The organism is Micromonospora sp. CPCC 206061, from assembly GCF_036906915.1.
Classification (GTDB): Bacteria; Actinomycetota; Actinomycetes; order Mycobacteriales; family Micromonosporaceae; genus Phytohabitans.
Genome location: NZ_JBAKHX010000037.1, coordinates 13910 through 28306, shown reverse-complemented (window position 1 = coordinate 28306; position 14397 = coordinate 13910). Strand labels below are relative to the sequence as shown.

The 14397-nt window shown below is 72.3% G+C and carries 14 protein-coding genes; 10 read left to right on the top strand and 4 right to left on the bottom strand.

What is annotated here, in order from left to right; genetic code table 11:
* Genes V6V89_RS23520 through V6V89_RS23485 form a run of 8 tightly spaced genes read left to right on the top strand, consistent with a single transcriptional unit; the run spans position 1 to position 8019 of the window.
* Positions 1-1026 (top strand): cupin domain-containing protein, encoded by a 1026-nt coding sequence (locus tag V6V89_RS23520; RefSeq protein WP_334621433.1) that lies wholly within the window; start codon positions 1-3, stop codon positions 1024-1026.
* The gene (locus V6V89_RS23515) at positions 1023-1892 is read left to right on the top strand and encodes a fumarylacetoacetate hydrolase family protein (protein ID WP_334621432.1); all 870 of its coding nucleotides are present in this window, start codon (positions 1023-1025) and stop codon (positions 1890-1892) included. The genes V6V89_RS23520 and V6V89_RS23515 overlap by 4 nt, the downstream gene beginning before the upstream one ends.
* Positions 1889-3100: an FAD-dependent oxidoreductase gene (locus tag V6V89_RS23510; protein ID WP_334621431.1), complete on the top strand. Its 1212-nt coding sequence runs from the start codon at positions 1889-1891 to the stop codon at positions 3098-3100. The genes V6V89_RS23515 and V6V89_RS23510 overlap by 4 nt, the downstream gene beginning before the upstream one ends.
* 8 nt (positions 3101-3108) lie before the next feature.
* Positions 3109-3552 (top strand): acyl-CoA thioesterase, encoded by a 444-nt coding sequence (locus tag V6V89_RS23505; RefSeq protein ID WP_334621430.1) that lies wholly within the window; start codon positions 3109-3111, stop codon positions 3550-3552.
* A gap of 3 nt (positions 3553-3555) precedes the next feature.
* Positions 3556-5202, top strand: coding sequence for a long-chain-fatty-acid--CoA ligase (locus V6V89_RS23500; RefSeq protein WP_334621428.1), 1647 nt, complete (start codon positions 3556-3558; stop codon positions 5200-5202).
* Positions 5203-5213: 11 nt separating this feature from the next.
* Positions 5214-6044, top strand: a complete 831-nt coding sequence (locus V6V89_RS23495) for an SDR family NAD(P)-dependent oxidoreductase (protein ID WP_334621427.1) — start codon at positions 5214-5216, stop codon at positions 6042-6044.
* The gene (locus V6V89_RS23490; RefSeq protein ID WP_334621426.1) at positions 6041-7219 is read left to right on the top strand and encodes a thiolase family protein; all 1179 of its coding nucleotides are present in this window, start codon (positions 6041-6043) and stop codon (positions 7217-7219) included. Before V6V89_RS23495 ends, V6V89_RS23490 begins: the two co-directional genes overlap by 4 nt.
* Positions 7216-8019 carry a MaoC/PaaZ C-terminal domain-containing protein gene (locus tag V6V89_RS23485; protein WP_334621425.1) on the top strand — a complete coding sequence of 268 codons (804 nt, stop codon included), beginning with the start codon at positions 7216-7218 and terminating at the stop codon, positions 8017-8019. Before V6V89_RS23490 ends, V6V89_RS23485 begins: the two co-directional genes overlap by 4 nt.
* Before the next feature lie 51 nt (positions 8020-8070).
* On the opposite strand, the gene V6V89_RS23480 is transcribed toward V6V89_RS23485, so the two are convergent.
* Both V6V89_RS23480 and V6V89_RS23475 read right to left on the bottom strand, forming a co-directional pair.
* Positions 8071-8979: an AbfB domain-containing protein gene (locus tag V6V89_RS23480; RefSeq protein WP_334621423.1), complete on the bottom strand. Its 909-nt coding sequence runs from the start codon at positions 8977-8979 to the stop codon at positions 8071-8073.
* A 129-nt stretch (positions 8980-9108) separates the two neighbouring features.
* Positions 9109-10155: a LacI family DNA-binding transcriptional regulator gene (locus V6V89_RS23475; RefSeq protein ID WP_334621422.1), complete on the bottom strand. Its 1047-nt coding sequence runs from the start codon at positions 10153-10155 to the stop codon at positions 9109-9111.
* 221 nt (positions 10156-10376) lie between these two features.
* Here V6V89_RS23475 and V6V89_RS23470 point away from each other — a divergent pair, with 221 nt between their 5' ends.
* Entirely contained in the window at positions 10377-10604 is a 228-nt protein-coding gene (locus V6V89_RS23470; RefSeq protein ID WP_334621421.1) for a hypothetical protein, read from the top strand.
* Positions 10601-10765, top strand: a complete 165-nt coding sequence (locus V6V89_RS23465; protein WP_334621420.1) for a hypothetical protein — start codon at positions 10601-10603, stop codon at positions 10763-10765. Before V6V89_RS23470 ends, V6V89_RS23465 begins: the two co-directional genes overlap by 4 nt.
* A 55-nt stretch (positions 10766-10820) precedes the next feature.
* Here V6V89_RS23465 and V6V89_RS23460 read toward each other — a convergent pair whose 3' ends face one another.
* Together V6V89_RS23460 and V6V89_RS23455 are read right to left on the bottom strand one after the other, a co-directional pair.
* Positions 10821-12242 carry an endo-1,4-beta-xylanase gene (locus V6V89_RS23460; protein ID WP_334621419.1) on the bottom strand — a complete coding sequence of 474 codons (1422 nt, stop codon included), beginning with the start codon at positions 12240-12242 and terminating at the stop codon, positions 10821-10823.
* A 212-nt stretch (positions 12243-12454) separates the two neighbouring features.
* Entirely contained in the window at positions 12455-14332 is a 1878-nt protein-coding gene (locus V6V89_RS23455; protein ID WP_334621418.1) for a diguanylate cyclase domain-containing protein, read from the bottom strand.
* Positions 14333-14397: the final 65 nt, after the last annotated feature.

Sequence of the window (14397 nt, the reverse complement as noted above, 5' to 3'; positions counted from 1 at the left end):
ATGACCGGCGACCCGTACGATGCCATCGCGCGGCTCGGCACCGCGCCGCTGTGGCGGTACTTCGGAAACCTCTTCGCCGCCGAGCCGAAAAGCCGGGCGGTGCCGCACCTGTGGAGCTACTCCGCGCTGCGGCCCTACCTGCTGCACTTCGCGGACGCGCTCTCCCTGGAAGAGGCCGAGCGCCGGGTGCTCATGCTCGTCAACCCCGGCCTGACCGAGCCGCCCGCCACGACCACCAACCTGTACGCGGGCATCCAGGTGATCCTGCCCGGCGAGACCGCGCAGGCGCACCGGCACACGGCCGCCGCGTTCCGGTTCATCATCGAGGGGCGCGGCGCGTACACCACGGTCAACGGCGAGCGGGTGCACATGCGCCCCGGCGACCTGCTGCTGACCCCCGGCTGGCACTGGCACGACCACGCGCACTCCGGCGACGGCCCGATGCTGTGGCTCGATGGGCTGGACTACCCGCTCGTCAACGCCCTGGAGGTCGGGTTCTTCGAGCTGTACGGCGAGCGCACGCAGAAGGCCGCCGTGCCCGACGACATCTCCTCGCGGCAGTTCATCCACGGGCGGCTCACGCCGGCGTGGGACCCCCGCCCCAGCGTCAACTCGCCGATCGGCAACTACCCGTGGGAGGAGACCTCGCGGGCGTTCGACGCGATCGCCGACGACGCGACGGGCAGCGACGTCGACGGGGTGGTGCTGGAGTACACGAACCCGTGGAACGGCGGGCCGGTCATGCCCACCATCGGCTGCCGGGTCGCGCGGCTGCGCCCCGGGTTCCGCGGCGTGCCGCGCCGGCAGACCCCCAGCACGATCTACCACGTGGTGCGTGGCGAAGGAGTGACCATAGTGGACGGCCGACGCCTGGAGTGGGGCGATAAGGACGTGTTCGCGGTGCCCGGCTGGGCCACCTACGAGCACCTGAACACCTCGCGCACGGACGACGCGATCCTGTTCTCGTACTCGGACGCCCCCGCCGTGACCGCTCTGGGTCTCTACCGCGAGGAGCTGTCGCGGTGAGGGTCTGCGTCTACCGGGACGGCGCCGGCACGCGGCTCGGCGTCGTGGATGGCGACGACGTGGTGGATGTGACGGACCTCGCGCCCGCCTTCGGGGCGGCTGGGCCGCTGCACGCCGTCCTGGAGCACGGGATCGACCTGACTCGGCTGCGTCCCAACGGCCGCCCGCGGCGGTCACTGTCCGATGTCGACCTTCTCGCGCCGTTGCCGTGCCCAGGCAAGATCGTGGCGGCACCCGTCAACTACCGCGACCACCAGGCCGAGATGGCGGCCCCGCTGACGGTCGCCGAACTAGGCGTCTTCCTCAAGGCGCCCTCGTCGGTCATCGGGCCTGGCGGCACCGTCAAGCTGCCGTACACCGACCTGCGCACCGACCAGGAGGCCGAGCTGGCCGTCGTCATCGGCCGCACCGCCCGCGACGTGCCGGAGGCGGACGCCCTTTCGCACGTGGCCGGATACACCTGCCTGTTCGACATCACCGTGCGGTCCACGGAGGACCGGTCGACGCGCAAGTCGTTCGACACGTTCACCCCGATCGGCCCGTGGCTGACCACACCCGACGAGGTGGGCGACCCCGGCGACCTGGACCTGCGCTGCTGGGTCGGCGGTACGCCGCGGCAGTCGGCCAGCACGGCCGACCTCATCTTCGGCGTACCGCGCCTGATCGCGTACGCCAGCTCGGTGATGACCCTGTGGCCCGGCGACGTGCTCGCCACCGGCACCCCGGCGGGCGTCGGGCCGATCCGCCACGGCGACCGTGTCGTCATGGAGATCGAGCGCGTCGGCCGCCTCGAAGTGGGCGTGAGCGGCGCGGACGCCCGCCCGTACGCCACCCGCCCCGGCGCACGGGCGGCGGTGGCCTCATGAACCACCGTCAGGTGATCGTCGTGGGCGCGGGGCCTGTCGGCATGGCGGCGGCGCTGTCGCTGCGTGCCCTCGGGCGCCCCGCCGCCGTCCTCGAAGCCGGCGCCGAAGACCGGCTGCGACCCGGCAGCCGCGCCATCTTCGTGCACCGGGCCACGCTGGAGGTGCTGGAGCGTTCCAGCCCCGGAATCGCCGCCGACCTGGCCGCGCACGGCCTGATCTGGCAGACCAAGCGCACCTTCTACGCCGGCACGCAGGTCTTCGCCCGCACCTACCCGCCGCCCGCGCCGGGAACGCTGCCGCACTTCACCAGCCTCCCGCAGGTGGAGACCGAGCGGTACCTGCTCCAGGCGTGCAAGGCGGCCGGCGTCGAGTTCGTCTGGAACGCCGAGGTGACCGGCGCGGAGTCCACTGTGGATGGTGTCGCGCTGGTCACGGCATCAGGGGAGCGCTGGACCGCCGAGTACGTCATCGCCGCCGACGGCGCCCGCTCGCCGGTACGCGCCGCCCTCGGGATACCGATGGAGGGCAGCCGCTCCGACGGCTGGTACGTGGTCGTCGACGTGGAGGAGGGCCCCGGCGACCCGCTGCCGGTCGAGCGGGTCTTCCACTACGCCCACCCGGCCGTGGGCGGGCGCAACGTGCTGCTGGTGCCGTTCGCCGGCGGCTGGCGCGTCGACCTGCAACTGCACGACGGCGACGACCCCGACGAGCTGAGCTCGGGCGACGGGCTGCGCGGCTGGCTGCGCGCGGTCATGCCGCCCGCGTACGCCGAGCGGGTGGGCTGGGCCTCGACGTACCGGTTCCTGCAGGTGGTGGCCGCCGACTTCGCCGACCCGGCGCGGCGGGTGCTGCTGGCCGGGGAGGCGGCACACCTGTTCGCCCCGTTCGGCGCGCGCGGCATGAACTCCGGGGTGCCGGACGCCGACGCCGCCGCCACGGCCGTCCACATCGCACTGTCCACGCCGGTACCGGCACGGGCCCGGGCCGCCGTGGACGACTTCGCGCTCTCCCGGCGCCGCGCGGCCCTGTTCAACCGGGACGCCGCCGGCACCGCGCTGGCCCACCTGCGCCCCGGCCCGGCCGAGCGGGCGGCCCAGCAGAGCGCGGCCCTCGGCGCCGAGCGCGACGAGAGCCTCGGTCACTGGCTCGACACCGCACCGTACGGGCCGCGCGAGCTCCCGCCCGGCAATACGATCTACAAGTACTAAGGAGACACATGACCGTGTCCCTCGCACCCGCGTCGATCGTCACGCGCCGGCGGTTGGAATGGTCGGAGACCGACCCGATGGACCGGTGGCACTACACCGCGGTGCTCCGGTTCGTGGAGAGCGCCGAGACGCTCCTGCACCACCGGCTGGGCATCCGGCACGACGAGTTCAGGCGGATGCCTCGGCTCAACGTGAACGTCGACTTCCTCGGCGCGCTGCACTACGACGAGACCGCCGAGACGGCCCTGTCGGTCGAGCACGTCGGGCGCAGCTCGATGCGGTACGCGTTCACGGTAAGCCGGGACGGGCAGGCCCTCGCGCGAGGGACGATGACGGTGGCGTGGTTCGAACCCGAGACCGGGCGCAGCGCGCCCTGGCCGGAACGCTTGCGCGCGCTGTTCGCCGAGTCCGGGCCGGTGTCGGGGTCGCTGCCGGGGCCTGAGGAGGGCTGACTGATGCGAAGCACGATGGGCTCGACGCCCCTGTCGGTCGGGATGATCCTGCGCCGGGCTGCCGCGATGGGACCGCATGCTCGACTGGTCTCCGCAACCCCTATCGAGAAGTCCTGGCAGACCTGGCCGGGGTTCGCCAGCCGCGCCCGCCGGCTCGCCGCCGCGCTGCCCGCGCTGGGGGTGCGCCCCGGCGACCGGGTCGGCACGTTCGCGTGGAACGGGCTGCGGCACCTGGAGCTGTTCTACGGCGTGCCGATCGCCGGCGCCGTGCTCCAGCCGCTGAACGTGCGGCTGCACGCCGACCAGATCGCCTGGATCGTCGAGCACTCCGACGACAAGGTGATCTTCGTGGAGGCGTCGCTCACCGCGCGGCTCGCCGAGATCCGCCCCAAGCTCAGCGGCGTCCAGCACTACGTCGTCCTGCCCGACGGCACCGAGCCGCACCCGGACTTCGCGGACGCGGTCGGGTACGAGGAGCTGATCGAGGGGGTGGCCGACGACGAGCCCGCCGAGGTCGACGAGTGGGCGGCGGCCTGCCTCTGCTATACCGGCGGCACCACCGGCCGGCCCAAGGGCGTCGCGTACTCGCACCGCTCGATCACGCTGCACGCGATGAGCGGGCTGTTCGTCGACTCGTTCGCCGTGCGCGAGCGCGACGTAGTGCTGCCGCTTACCCCGCTGTTCCACGCGACCTCGTGGGGCCTGCCGTACGCGGCCGGGCTCGCCGGCGCCGGCCTCGTGCTCGCCGGCTCCGACACCAGCCCGCCGGCGATCCTGCGGCTGGTGCGCGAGGAGCGGGTCACCGTCGCCGCCGGGGTGCCGACGTTCTGGCTGGCCGTCGACCAGCTCGAACCGGCCGCCGATGACCTGGCGAGCCTCGACCGCATCCTGTGCGGCGGCTCAGCGATCCCACTGGAGCTGATCCAGCGGTACCACCGCCGGGGCGTGCGCATGCAGCAGGGCTGGGGGATGACCGAGATGTCCCCGTCGGGCAACCTCACGCTGGTGCGCGGGCACCTGGAGGACCGCCCGGAGGCCGAGCGGCTGGCGCTGCACGCCACCCAGGGCGTCACCACCGCCGGCGTCGAGCTGCGCGTGGTCGACCCGACCGGCGAGGTGCTGCCGCACGACGGTGTCGCGACCGGCGAGATCGAGGTTCGTGGCCCGTGGGTCACCTCGGAGTACTACGAACCGGACGACGACGCCAATACCACCCGCTTCCACGACGGCTGGCTGCGCACCGGCGACGTCGGCACCGTGGACGCCGACGGATACCTGCACCTGCTCGACCGCACCAAGGATTTGATCAAGTCGGGCGGCGAGTGGATCAGCTCGATCGAGCTGGAGAACCACCTCATGGACCACGACGGCGTCGCGCAGGCGATGGTGATCGCCGTGCCGCACCCGGTGTGGGGTGAGCGGCCGGCGGCCCTGGTCGTGCGGCAGCCCGGCGCCGAGACCACCGCCGACGAGCTGCGCGAGCACGTGCGTGCCCGGGTGGCGAGCTGGTGGGTGCCCGATCTCGTGGAGTTCGTCGACGCGTTACCGACGACGGCGACCGGAAAATTCGACAAGAGGACCGCGCGGGCGCGGTGGCAGCAGACGCTGGCCGCCGGGTTCACGCTGGCTGGCAGCAATGGACAGACCTGAGTGGAGTGGCGATGAGTGGAGTGTTGGACGGACGGGTCGCTGTGGTCACCGGCGCGGCGCGCGGCATCGGGCAGGCCACCGCGGCGCTGCTGGCAGAGCACGGTGCCAAGGTGGTGTGCGCCGACCTGGACGGCGACGCGCTCAAGCAGACCATCGACCTGATCGGCGGCAACGGCGTCGCGGTGGCGGCCGACCTGACCGACCCGGCCGCGCCGGGCGAGGTCGTCGCGCGAGCGGTCGCCGAGTACGGCCAGCTCGACATCGTGGTCAACAACGCCGGTTACACCTGGGACGGCATCTTCCACAAGATGACCGACGAGCAGCTCACCGCCATGCTGGAGATCCACCTGGCGGTGCCGTTCCGGCTGCTGCGCGCCGCCGCGCCGGTGCTGCGCGAGGCGGCCAAGCGCGACGCGGCGCAGGGGCGCGAGGTGTTCCGCAAGGTCGTCAACGTGACCTCGATCGCCGGCACCATGGGCAACGTCGGCCAGGCGAACTACTCGGCGGCCAAGGCGGGCCTGGTCGGGCTGACCAAGACCCTCGCGAAGGAGTGGGGCCCGCTGAAGATCAACGTCAACGCGGTCGCGTTCGGCTTCGTCGAGACCCGGCTGACGGCGGCGACCGCCGAGGCGGGCACGTTCGAGCGTGGCGAGCGCAGCATCCAGCTCGGCATCCCCGAGCAGGTCCGCGAGCGCGCCAAGGCCGGCATCCCGCTCGGCCGGGCCGCCACGCCCGCCGAGGCGGCCGGCGGCATCTTCCTGCTCTGCACGCCGTGGTCGGACTTCGTACACGGCCAGGTGCTCACCGTCGCCGGTGGCCAGGCCGAGGGGATGAGCTCGTGAAACTGACCCGCGTTGCGGTGCCACTCGGCCTCGCCTGGTCGTCGCCGTTCTGCCGGTGGCAGGGGCCGCTCGCCGAGATGTCCAGTGTGGACCTCGCGGTCGACGTGACGAACCGGGCGCTGTCCGCGCGCGGCTTCCACACCGGCGAGGTCAGCCACGTCTCGTTCGGCACCACGGTGCCGCAGGCAACCTCGTTCTACGGCGTCACCACGATCACGCCCCGGCTCGGGCTCGACGCGGTCACCGGCCCCACCATCGCGCAGGCGTGCGCCACGTCGGCCGCGGTGATCCAGTCGGCGGCCTCCCAGGTCGAGCTGGGCGCGCACGGCACCGTGCTGGCGCTCACCACCGACCGCACCAGCAACGGGCCGCTGATGGTGTGGTCGGCTCAGGGCAGCCCTGGCGCCGCGCCGCGCACCGAGCACTGGGTGCTCGATCCGATGAAGTTCGACCCCAACACCGGCGGGTCCATGCTGGACACCGCCGAGGGCGTCGCCGCCGACGAGGGATACACCAGAGAGGAGATCGACGAGGTCACGCTGCTGCGGTACGACCAGTACCGGATCGCGGCGGCCGGGCCGCGCGACTACCTGGTGCCGGTGCACGTGCCCGGCCGGCGCGCCGAGACCGTGGTCGTCGACGACTTCGGCCTGCACGACACCACCGCCGAGGGCCTGGCCAAGCTGTCTGCGGTGCGGCCCGGTGGCGTGGTCACCTACGGGTCGCAGACTCACCCCGGTGACGGTACCGCTGGAATGGTGCTCTCCACGCCGGAGCGCGCCCGCGAGCTCAGCGGTGGCGCGGGCATCGCGCGGGTTCTGGCCGTCGGGTTCGCCCGCGCCGAGCGGGCCCGGATGCCGAAGGCGCCGGTGCCCGCGGCCCGGCGGGCCCTCGCCGACGCCGGCCTCGACATCGGCGACCTGCACGTGGTTACCACGCACAACCCGTTCGCGGTCAACGACGTGTACTTCGCCAAGCAGACCGGGTTTCCGGTCGAGAAGATGAACCCGTACGGGTGCAGCCTGGTCTACGGGCACCCACAGGGGCCGACCGGCATGCGCGCCGTCGCCGAGCTGATCGAGGCGCTGCGCGCCCGCGGCGGCGGGCGTGGCCTGTTCACCGGATGCGCGGCCGGCGACACGGCCGGCGCCGTCGTCGTGGAGGTGACCGAGTGACCCACCCTTTCGATCTGTCCGTTGTGGACCGCTGGAGTGACGAGCGCACCTTCGACGTCACGCCCGACGCCGTCCACGCGTACGCCGACGCTGTAGGCGGCCCGTCCCCGGTCTTCGCCGTGGTGCCGGCGATGGACCTGGTGTTCGCGGTCGCCGAGACCGCCGCCCCCGCCGACCTGCGCACCCGCGTCGTACACGGACAGCAGGACCTGGTGCTCCACAAGCCCTTGCCGGTGGGTGAGAAGGTGACCGTGCGCGCGGCCGTGGTCGGCCTGCACGGCAAGCGCAGCGGCACCACCGCCACGATCCTGGTGCGCACCCGCGACGCGGTCGGCGACCCGCTCAACGAGCAGTACGTCACGGAGTTCTACCGCGGCGTCCCGACCGACCTGTCCGTAGGCGTCGCCGCGCCCCGCCTGCCCTCCGAGCCGCCTGCGGGCCCGCCGTCGGCCGAGGCCGCCCACCATCTCCAGCACGACCTCCCGAGCCGGTACGCCGACGCGTCCGGCGACCACAACCCGATCCACCTCGACGACGAGGTCGCCCGCGCGGCGGGCCTGCCAGGCGTCATCGTGCACGGCCTGGCGAGCCTTGCCATCGCGGCGCGTACCGTGCTCGCGGCGGCCGGCGCGGAAGAGGCGCGGCTGGCGCGGCTGAGCTGCCGCTTCACCCGGCCGATCGCACCCGGCGACACCCTGACGACGAGGGTATGGGCGGACGGGGCGGGCTACCGCTTCGACGGCCTCGACGGGTCGGGCGCGACAGTGCTGGGCGCCGGCGTGGCCGAACTCCGCGCTTAGGCCCTGTCCTGCGCGCCTGAGAATCGGCCGGGGTGAGGGCGCGGGGCGGCGCTAGAAGGGGGCGCGGATTACGAATGTGGCCGCGCGGCGCGTGCTGCTGTCGTCCGCGGTGGAGATGCGCAGTTCCGAGGAGCGGTGGTTCAGGTACCGGTCCGGGTAGTTGAGCGAGCGGAGCGACGTGTGCTGCCCGGCGAGTCCGGTGGCGGCGCAGAACGTGGCGTCGGCGGCGAAGAGCTGGCTTCCGTCGGCGCGGTGCAGGTAGACACGGAAGTTCTGGTGCCGCAGGTAGTAGCCCGGGTAGTTTGTCGACTCCAGTGAGTAGCACTGATTGGATGCCAGGCCGCGCCGCACCCTGAACGTCGCGTCCGCCTTGTCCACCGAGCTACTGCCGGACCCGATCGGGTCGATCCGGCCGGCGAAGTTCCTGTGCCGCACCCGGTACCCGGAATGGGTGACCGGCTCCAGCCCGACGCTCGCGCCGACGGTCAGGGACACCGTGGGCGGTGTCGCGGCGGGCGGAGGGGTGGCCGGCGTGGCGACGCCACCGCCGCCGTCCGTCGTCCGCCCGGGCGCCGCCGGCCGGCCGGTGCCGTCGACGGCGGCCGTGGTGGGGGCACCCGGTGGAGAAGCCTCCGCGGTGCCGAGCCCGGCCGAGGTGTCGAGGTCTTCCGCCTGCGGCCAGAGGTAGTCCGGCCCGGCGGAGACGGATGTCGCCGGGGCGACGCCGCCGCGCTGAAAGGAGGCCACGGTCGCCGCGACCACGAACACCACGACCGTCACGCCGGCTATCGCCAACCGCCGCCGCAGGAACGCGCGTGAGTGGGTCGCTACTCCCGGTGGCGGCACGTATCGCACCAGGTCGGTGCCCACGTTCCCGGGCCGGGCCTGGCCGTCACCGTCGAACGAGGGCAGCCAACCCCCGACACGTAGACGGTGCCGTGTGATGTCCTCATTGGACACGAGTCCTCCTGATCCCGGCCCTACGGCAAGGCGATCACCATAACGGCAGGCCGCCGTCGCGTACAGCAGGTGCCCCGTACACGTACAGCGCCCGCCGCCGCGCGCCCGTGGCCTCGCCGACGCGCAGCCTCACGCGGGAGCGGGTCCGGTGGAGGCGCGGACCATCAGCTCGGTGTCGAGGGTGACGCGGCGCTTGGCAGGGTCGTCCGGCGGGTCGAGGAGGAGTTCGCCGGCGATCCGGCCGCGCTCGTACGCCGGCTGGCGCACGGTCGTGAGCCCTGCCTCCGCCGCGGCGGGCACGTCGTCGAAGCCGGTCACGGACACGTCGGCGCCCGCGCGCAGGCCGCGCTCGTCGAGCGCGGCCAAAGCGCCGAGCGCGAGCACGTCGGTGATCGCCAGAAGCGCGGTGGGACGCGGATCGCGATCGAGGGCGTACGCCGCCGCGGCGGCCCCGTCCTCGCGGGTGTTGGTTGCCGCGTTGACCGTGACGACGTCGGACCAGGGCACGCCGGCCGCCGCGAACGCGTCCCGGAGTCCGCGCAGCCGTTCTCGGCTCACGAACGAGGGCAGGTCTTCCGGGGCGGGCACGGTGGTCGGCCCGGTGGCCGGGTCGGTGCCGAGGTAGTTGCCGATCACGGCGAACCGCCGGTGCCCGAGACCGGTCAGGTGCTCGCCGACGGTGCGGGTGGCGGCCGTCTCGTCGATACCGACGTACAGGTCACCCTGGTACTCGGAGTTGACCATGGGCAGGCCGCGGGCCAGGGCGGCGCCCATCGCGCGGTACCAGCCGGGCACGCAGTACACGCAGAAGCCGTCGACGGACGCCTCGCGGACCGCGGTCAGCGCGCCCTCGTCGTCGGCGCCCAGCGGCACCAGCAGCAGCCCGGTGCGGTGGTTCTCGGCGGTCTCGGCCAGGCCGCGCAGGAACTCGACGGCGTACGGGTCGGTGAACGCGTAGGACAGGGTGGGTGTGAAGAGCACACCGATCGCGCCGGCCCGGCCGCGGCGCAGCGAGCGGGCGGTGGGGTTGGGCCCGGAGTACCCGAGCCGCCGAGCCGCCTCGAGGATCTTCGCGCGGAGCTCGGGGGATAGCTGGTCAGGCCGCCCGTACGCGTTGGAGACGGTGCTGCGCGACACCCCGACGGCGTCCGCGACGGTCTGGAGTGTTGGCCTCACAGTCAACCCCCTTTCTTAATCGATACAGTAGCTCAGGAAGTACAGCGGGCTCAGCCGACCAGCAGCGCGGCGTCGTCCTTGAAGCCGATGAAGACCACGAAGAGCACGATCAGGCCGAGCGTGATGGTGGTGGTGGAGAGGCTACGTAGGCGGGACACCGGCAAGAAACTACCTGGGGCGTGGACTAGCGTGGTGGTGACCTTCGAGCGGGCAGGAGCTGGATGAAGGTCGTGTGCTGGACCGAGTCGGTGCGTCCCGAGACCCTCGCGGGGCAGCTCGCGGAGCGGGCGGTGCGGCCTGGCGCCGCGCTGCGCCGTGGGCAGCTGCAGATCGCACCGGTGGACGGTTCGCTGCTCGGCAATGGCCAGGGGAGCGCGGCGAAGATGGTCGACGTGCTGGCGCGGGAGGTCGAGCCCCCGGTCGGCAGGCGTACCGGGGGCTGCGGGTGACCGCCGACATGGGCTGGGCGACCCGGCCGGACCCGACCCGGCTCGACGGCGGCCGCGGCATGTGGATCTGCCGCAACCTGACGACCGAGATCGTCATCGACAGCGGACCCGGCGGCTGCGGCGCCACGGTGACCGCCGCGATCCCCGCTCCCACCTGCTGAAGACGAAGGCGCCCCCTCGTGGGGGGCGCCTTCACCTACCTACCGAGGAGAACCGTCAACTGGCGGTGCAGGTGGGTGTCAGCCCGGCCCCGGTGCCGTTGGCTTGGAAGCCGAACTCCGTCGACTGCCCAGCGGCGACCCGGCCGTTGTAGCCGACATTGGTGAACGAGACCGCGCCGCTGTTGCCGCTGCGGTTGACGTTCCACGCGTTGGTGATCGTGGCGCCACCCGGCAGGGTCAACGACACGTTCCAGCCGTTGATCGCCGACGAGCCGGCCGTCACCCGTACCGTCGCTACGAAACCGCCGTTCCACTGGTTGACCGACACCGTGGCCGAGCAGCCCGCGCCACCCGGCGGCGGCGTGCTGGGCGGCGGCGTGCTGGGCGGCGGCGTGCTGGGCGGCGGGGTGGTCGGGTTGCCCGGCGTCGAGGGCGGGGGAGTGGTCGGGTTGGTGCCGCTGTTCAGCGCGGAGAGCACCGCATCGTACGCGGGCTTCTTGTTGCCGTTGCCGTCGAACAGCAGCGGGGTGCCGCTGGCGCGCCACGAGTCGGTGTCGCGGATGCCCCACACGGTGATGCCGTTGCAGCGGGCGACGGCGAGGCAGTCGTTGACCACGTTGCGGTACGTGTTGGCCTGGGTGGTGCCGGAGCCCTCGATGTCGAGCTCGGTGATCTGCACGTCGACGCCCAGGGCGGCGAAGCTGGACAGCGTGGTGCGGTAGTTGCTCGGGTAGGGCGAGCCGCTGTTGAAGTGCGACTGGAGGCCGACGCAGTCGATCGGCACGCCACGGGACTTGAAGTCGCGGACCATGTTGTAGACGGCCTGGGTCTTGGCGTGCGTCCAGTTGTCGGTGTTGTAGTCGTTGTAGCAGAGCTTGGCGTTGGGGTCGGCCGCCCGCGCGGCGCGGAAGGCCGCCTCGATCCAGTCGTTGCCGGTGCGCTGCAGGTTGGAGTCGCGCCGACCGCCGCCGCTGCCGTCCGCGAACGCCTCGTTGACCACGTCCCACGCGACGACCTGGCCCCGGAAGTGGGTGGCGACCTGGGTGACGTGGTTGAGCATCGCGTTGCGCAGGGCCGTGCCGCTCATGTTCTGCATCCAGCCGGGCTGCTGGGAGTGCCAGGCCAGGGTGTGCCCGCGCACCTGCATGCCGCGCGAGCGGGCGTGGCTGACGATCCGGTCCGCGTTGGTGTAGTTGAACTGGTTCTGGTTCGGCTCGGTCGCGTCGATCTTCATCTCGTTCTCAGGCGTGACCGAGTTGAACTCGCGGTTCAGGATCGTGGTGTACGCGCTGTCGCTGAGCTTGTTGGCGGCGACCGCCGCACCGAAGTACCGGCCCTTCTCGGCGGCCGAAGCGCCGAGCGTGGTCGCGGCGGTGGCGGAGGTCGCGAGCACCATCGACACGCACGCGGCGATGGCACCGGCGCCGGCCACTGCGAACGCGATGCGTTTCACCGGCCTCGCTTTCGGTCTGCTCATGGTTGTTGCTCTCCTGACCTTCGTGGGTGGTGTGTGGGGGCGCCAGGCGGGCCCATCGCTTCGATGAGCCTCGATGGCAGGATGCTACCGGAAATTCTCCCGGAACATCAACGCCCCTCAATTGGGACCATCCCCGTCAGGATGCCCGTCACTACCTGCTGAGCGGCTGTTCAAAAGCGCGCTTAAAGTTCCGGTACTTTTGCGGAACGCGCTTACCTGGATGGTCCGCGGTGATCCGCGTACAGGTAACGGCCCTTGCCGTTGTGCTTGACCGCGTACATGGCGGCGTCGGCGTCCCGCAGCAGCGTGTCGACGTCGGCGCCGGTGCCCACCGCGATGCCGATGCTCGCCCGGATCGGCACCTCGTGCCCGTCGACGTACGCCGGCTCCTGGAAAGCGGCGAGAATCTGGTCGGCGATGGCGGTCGCCCCGGTGTACGAGGTGGCCGGCAGCAGGATCGCGAACTCGTCGCCGCCCAGCCGGGCCACGGTGTCGCTGGGAAGCACGCACCGGCGTAGCCGCTCGGCGACCGCCACCAGCAGCGCGTCGCCGACATGGTGACCAAGCGCGTCGTTGACCGGCTTGAAGTCGTCAAGGTCGACGGCCAGGATCGCCATCGTCGTCTCGGCATGCGGCGCCTCGCTGGCGAACAGCCGCACCCGCTCGTCGAAGAACGCCCGGTTGGCCAGCTTGGTCAGCGTGTCGTGGGTGGCGTCGTAGCGCAGCCGCTCCTGGAGCTGGCGCTCCTCGCTGACGTCGCGGGCGTTGACGATGATGCCCTCGACGCTCGGGTCGTCGACCAGGTTGGTGGCCACGAGCTGTAGCCACCGCCACGCGCCGTCGGCGCTGCCGGCCCGCAGTTGGACGGTCACCGTCGTGCGCGGGCTGCCTTCGAGACGCTGCCGCAGCCGGTCGGCGATCGGCCGGTCCTCCGGGTGCACCAGGTCACGGGGGTCGAGGCCGAGCGCCTCTTCCGGGCCGAGGCCGAGCACGCGCTGCAGAGCCGGGCTCGCGTACGTGACCCGCCCGCGCCCGCCGATCACCAGCGTGACGTCGGAGGCGTGCTGCACCAGCGACCGGAACCGCCGCTCCTGCTGGCGTAGCCGCAACATGCTGGCGTCCAGGTTGATCAGGAGCTCGGCGTTGTCGCTGAACGCCACGCTCTGCCGCACCACCACCAGCGCCGTGATCGCGACCACGCCGGCCACCACGCCCCACGCGCGCAGGTTGAGGCCCCCGTCGAGCAGGGCGACGATCAGCAGTGCCTGGGTGGCGCCGACAGCGATGTACGGCAGGCGGCTGTACGGGCGGCGCTTGCGCGCGGTGACGCCGCTGGGCTCGATCCGCATCTGGAGCTGCTGGATCCGCGGCGCCGCGGCCAGCAGGAAGCACGGCAGCAGGCGGACAGCCAGTACGCCGGGCTCGGACGCCGCCGCGACGACCGTGTGCAGGGAGGTCTCCAGGCCGACCAGCGCGGCGCTGGTCACCCCGACGATGCCGGCGCGGAACGTGAACGGCGCGGCGCCGCTGAGCAACAGCTTGCACATCCCGAACGCGGACACGAGCATCAGCCCGGACCCGACCAGCGCCACCGCGATCTGCGCCGGGGTGTCCGGTGTGGACTCGCCGCTGAGGGAGAAGTACCACGCGAACACCGCCACGCCGCACAGCACCGTCGCCGCGTCCAGCCACAGCCGGGTGCGCTCGCGACCGACAACGCGGATCGGGTGGGTCAGCATCACCCACACGATGCTCCCGAGGCCCACGGCGACCAGGACGGTCTGCACCGTCCCGGCTGCCGCGTTCAGCGCCGGGTCGCGGGCGGCGGCGACGGTCTGGTACAGGTCGCCAAGCAGGAAGAAGCAGCCGCCCAGCGTGGTGCCCCGCCAGAAGCGGCGTACCGAGCGGTCGATGCGGGGGCGGGTCGCCACCTGCCAGGAGAACCAGATGAACACACCGTCGAGCGCGGCCTGGACCAGCCAGGACGCGGCATCCGGCCACGGCCCGGCGAAGACCCACGCGGTGGCGAGCAGAGCGCCAGCCATGAGCGCGCGCAGGACCGGGTCGCGCAAGATCGACGGTGCGACCACCCTCCCCCCTCGCCGTTTCCCCAGCTCTTCGGCGCCCGGCCCCCCTGGGCACCCTCCTGGATCTC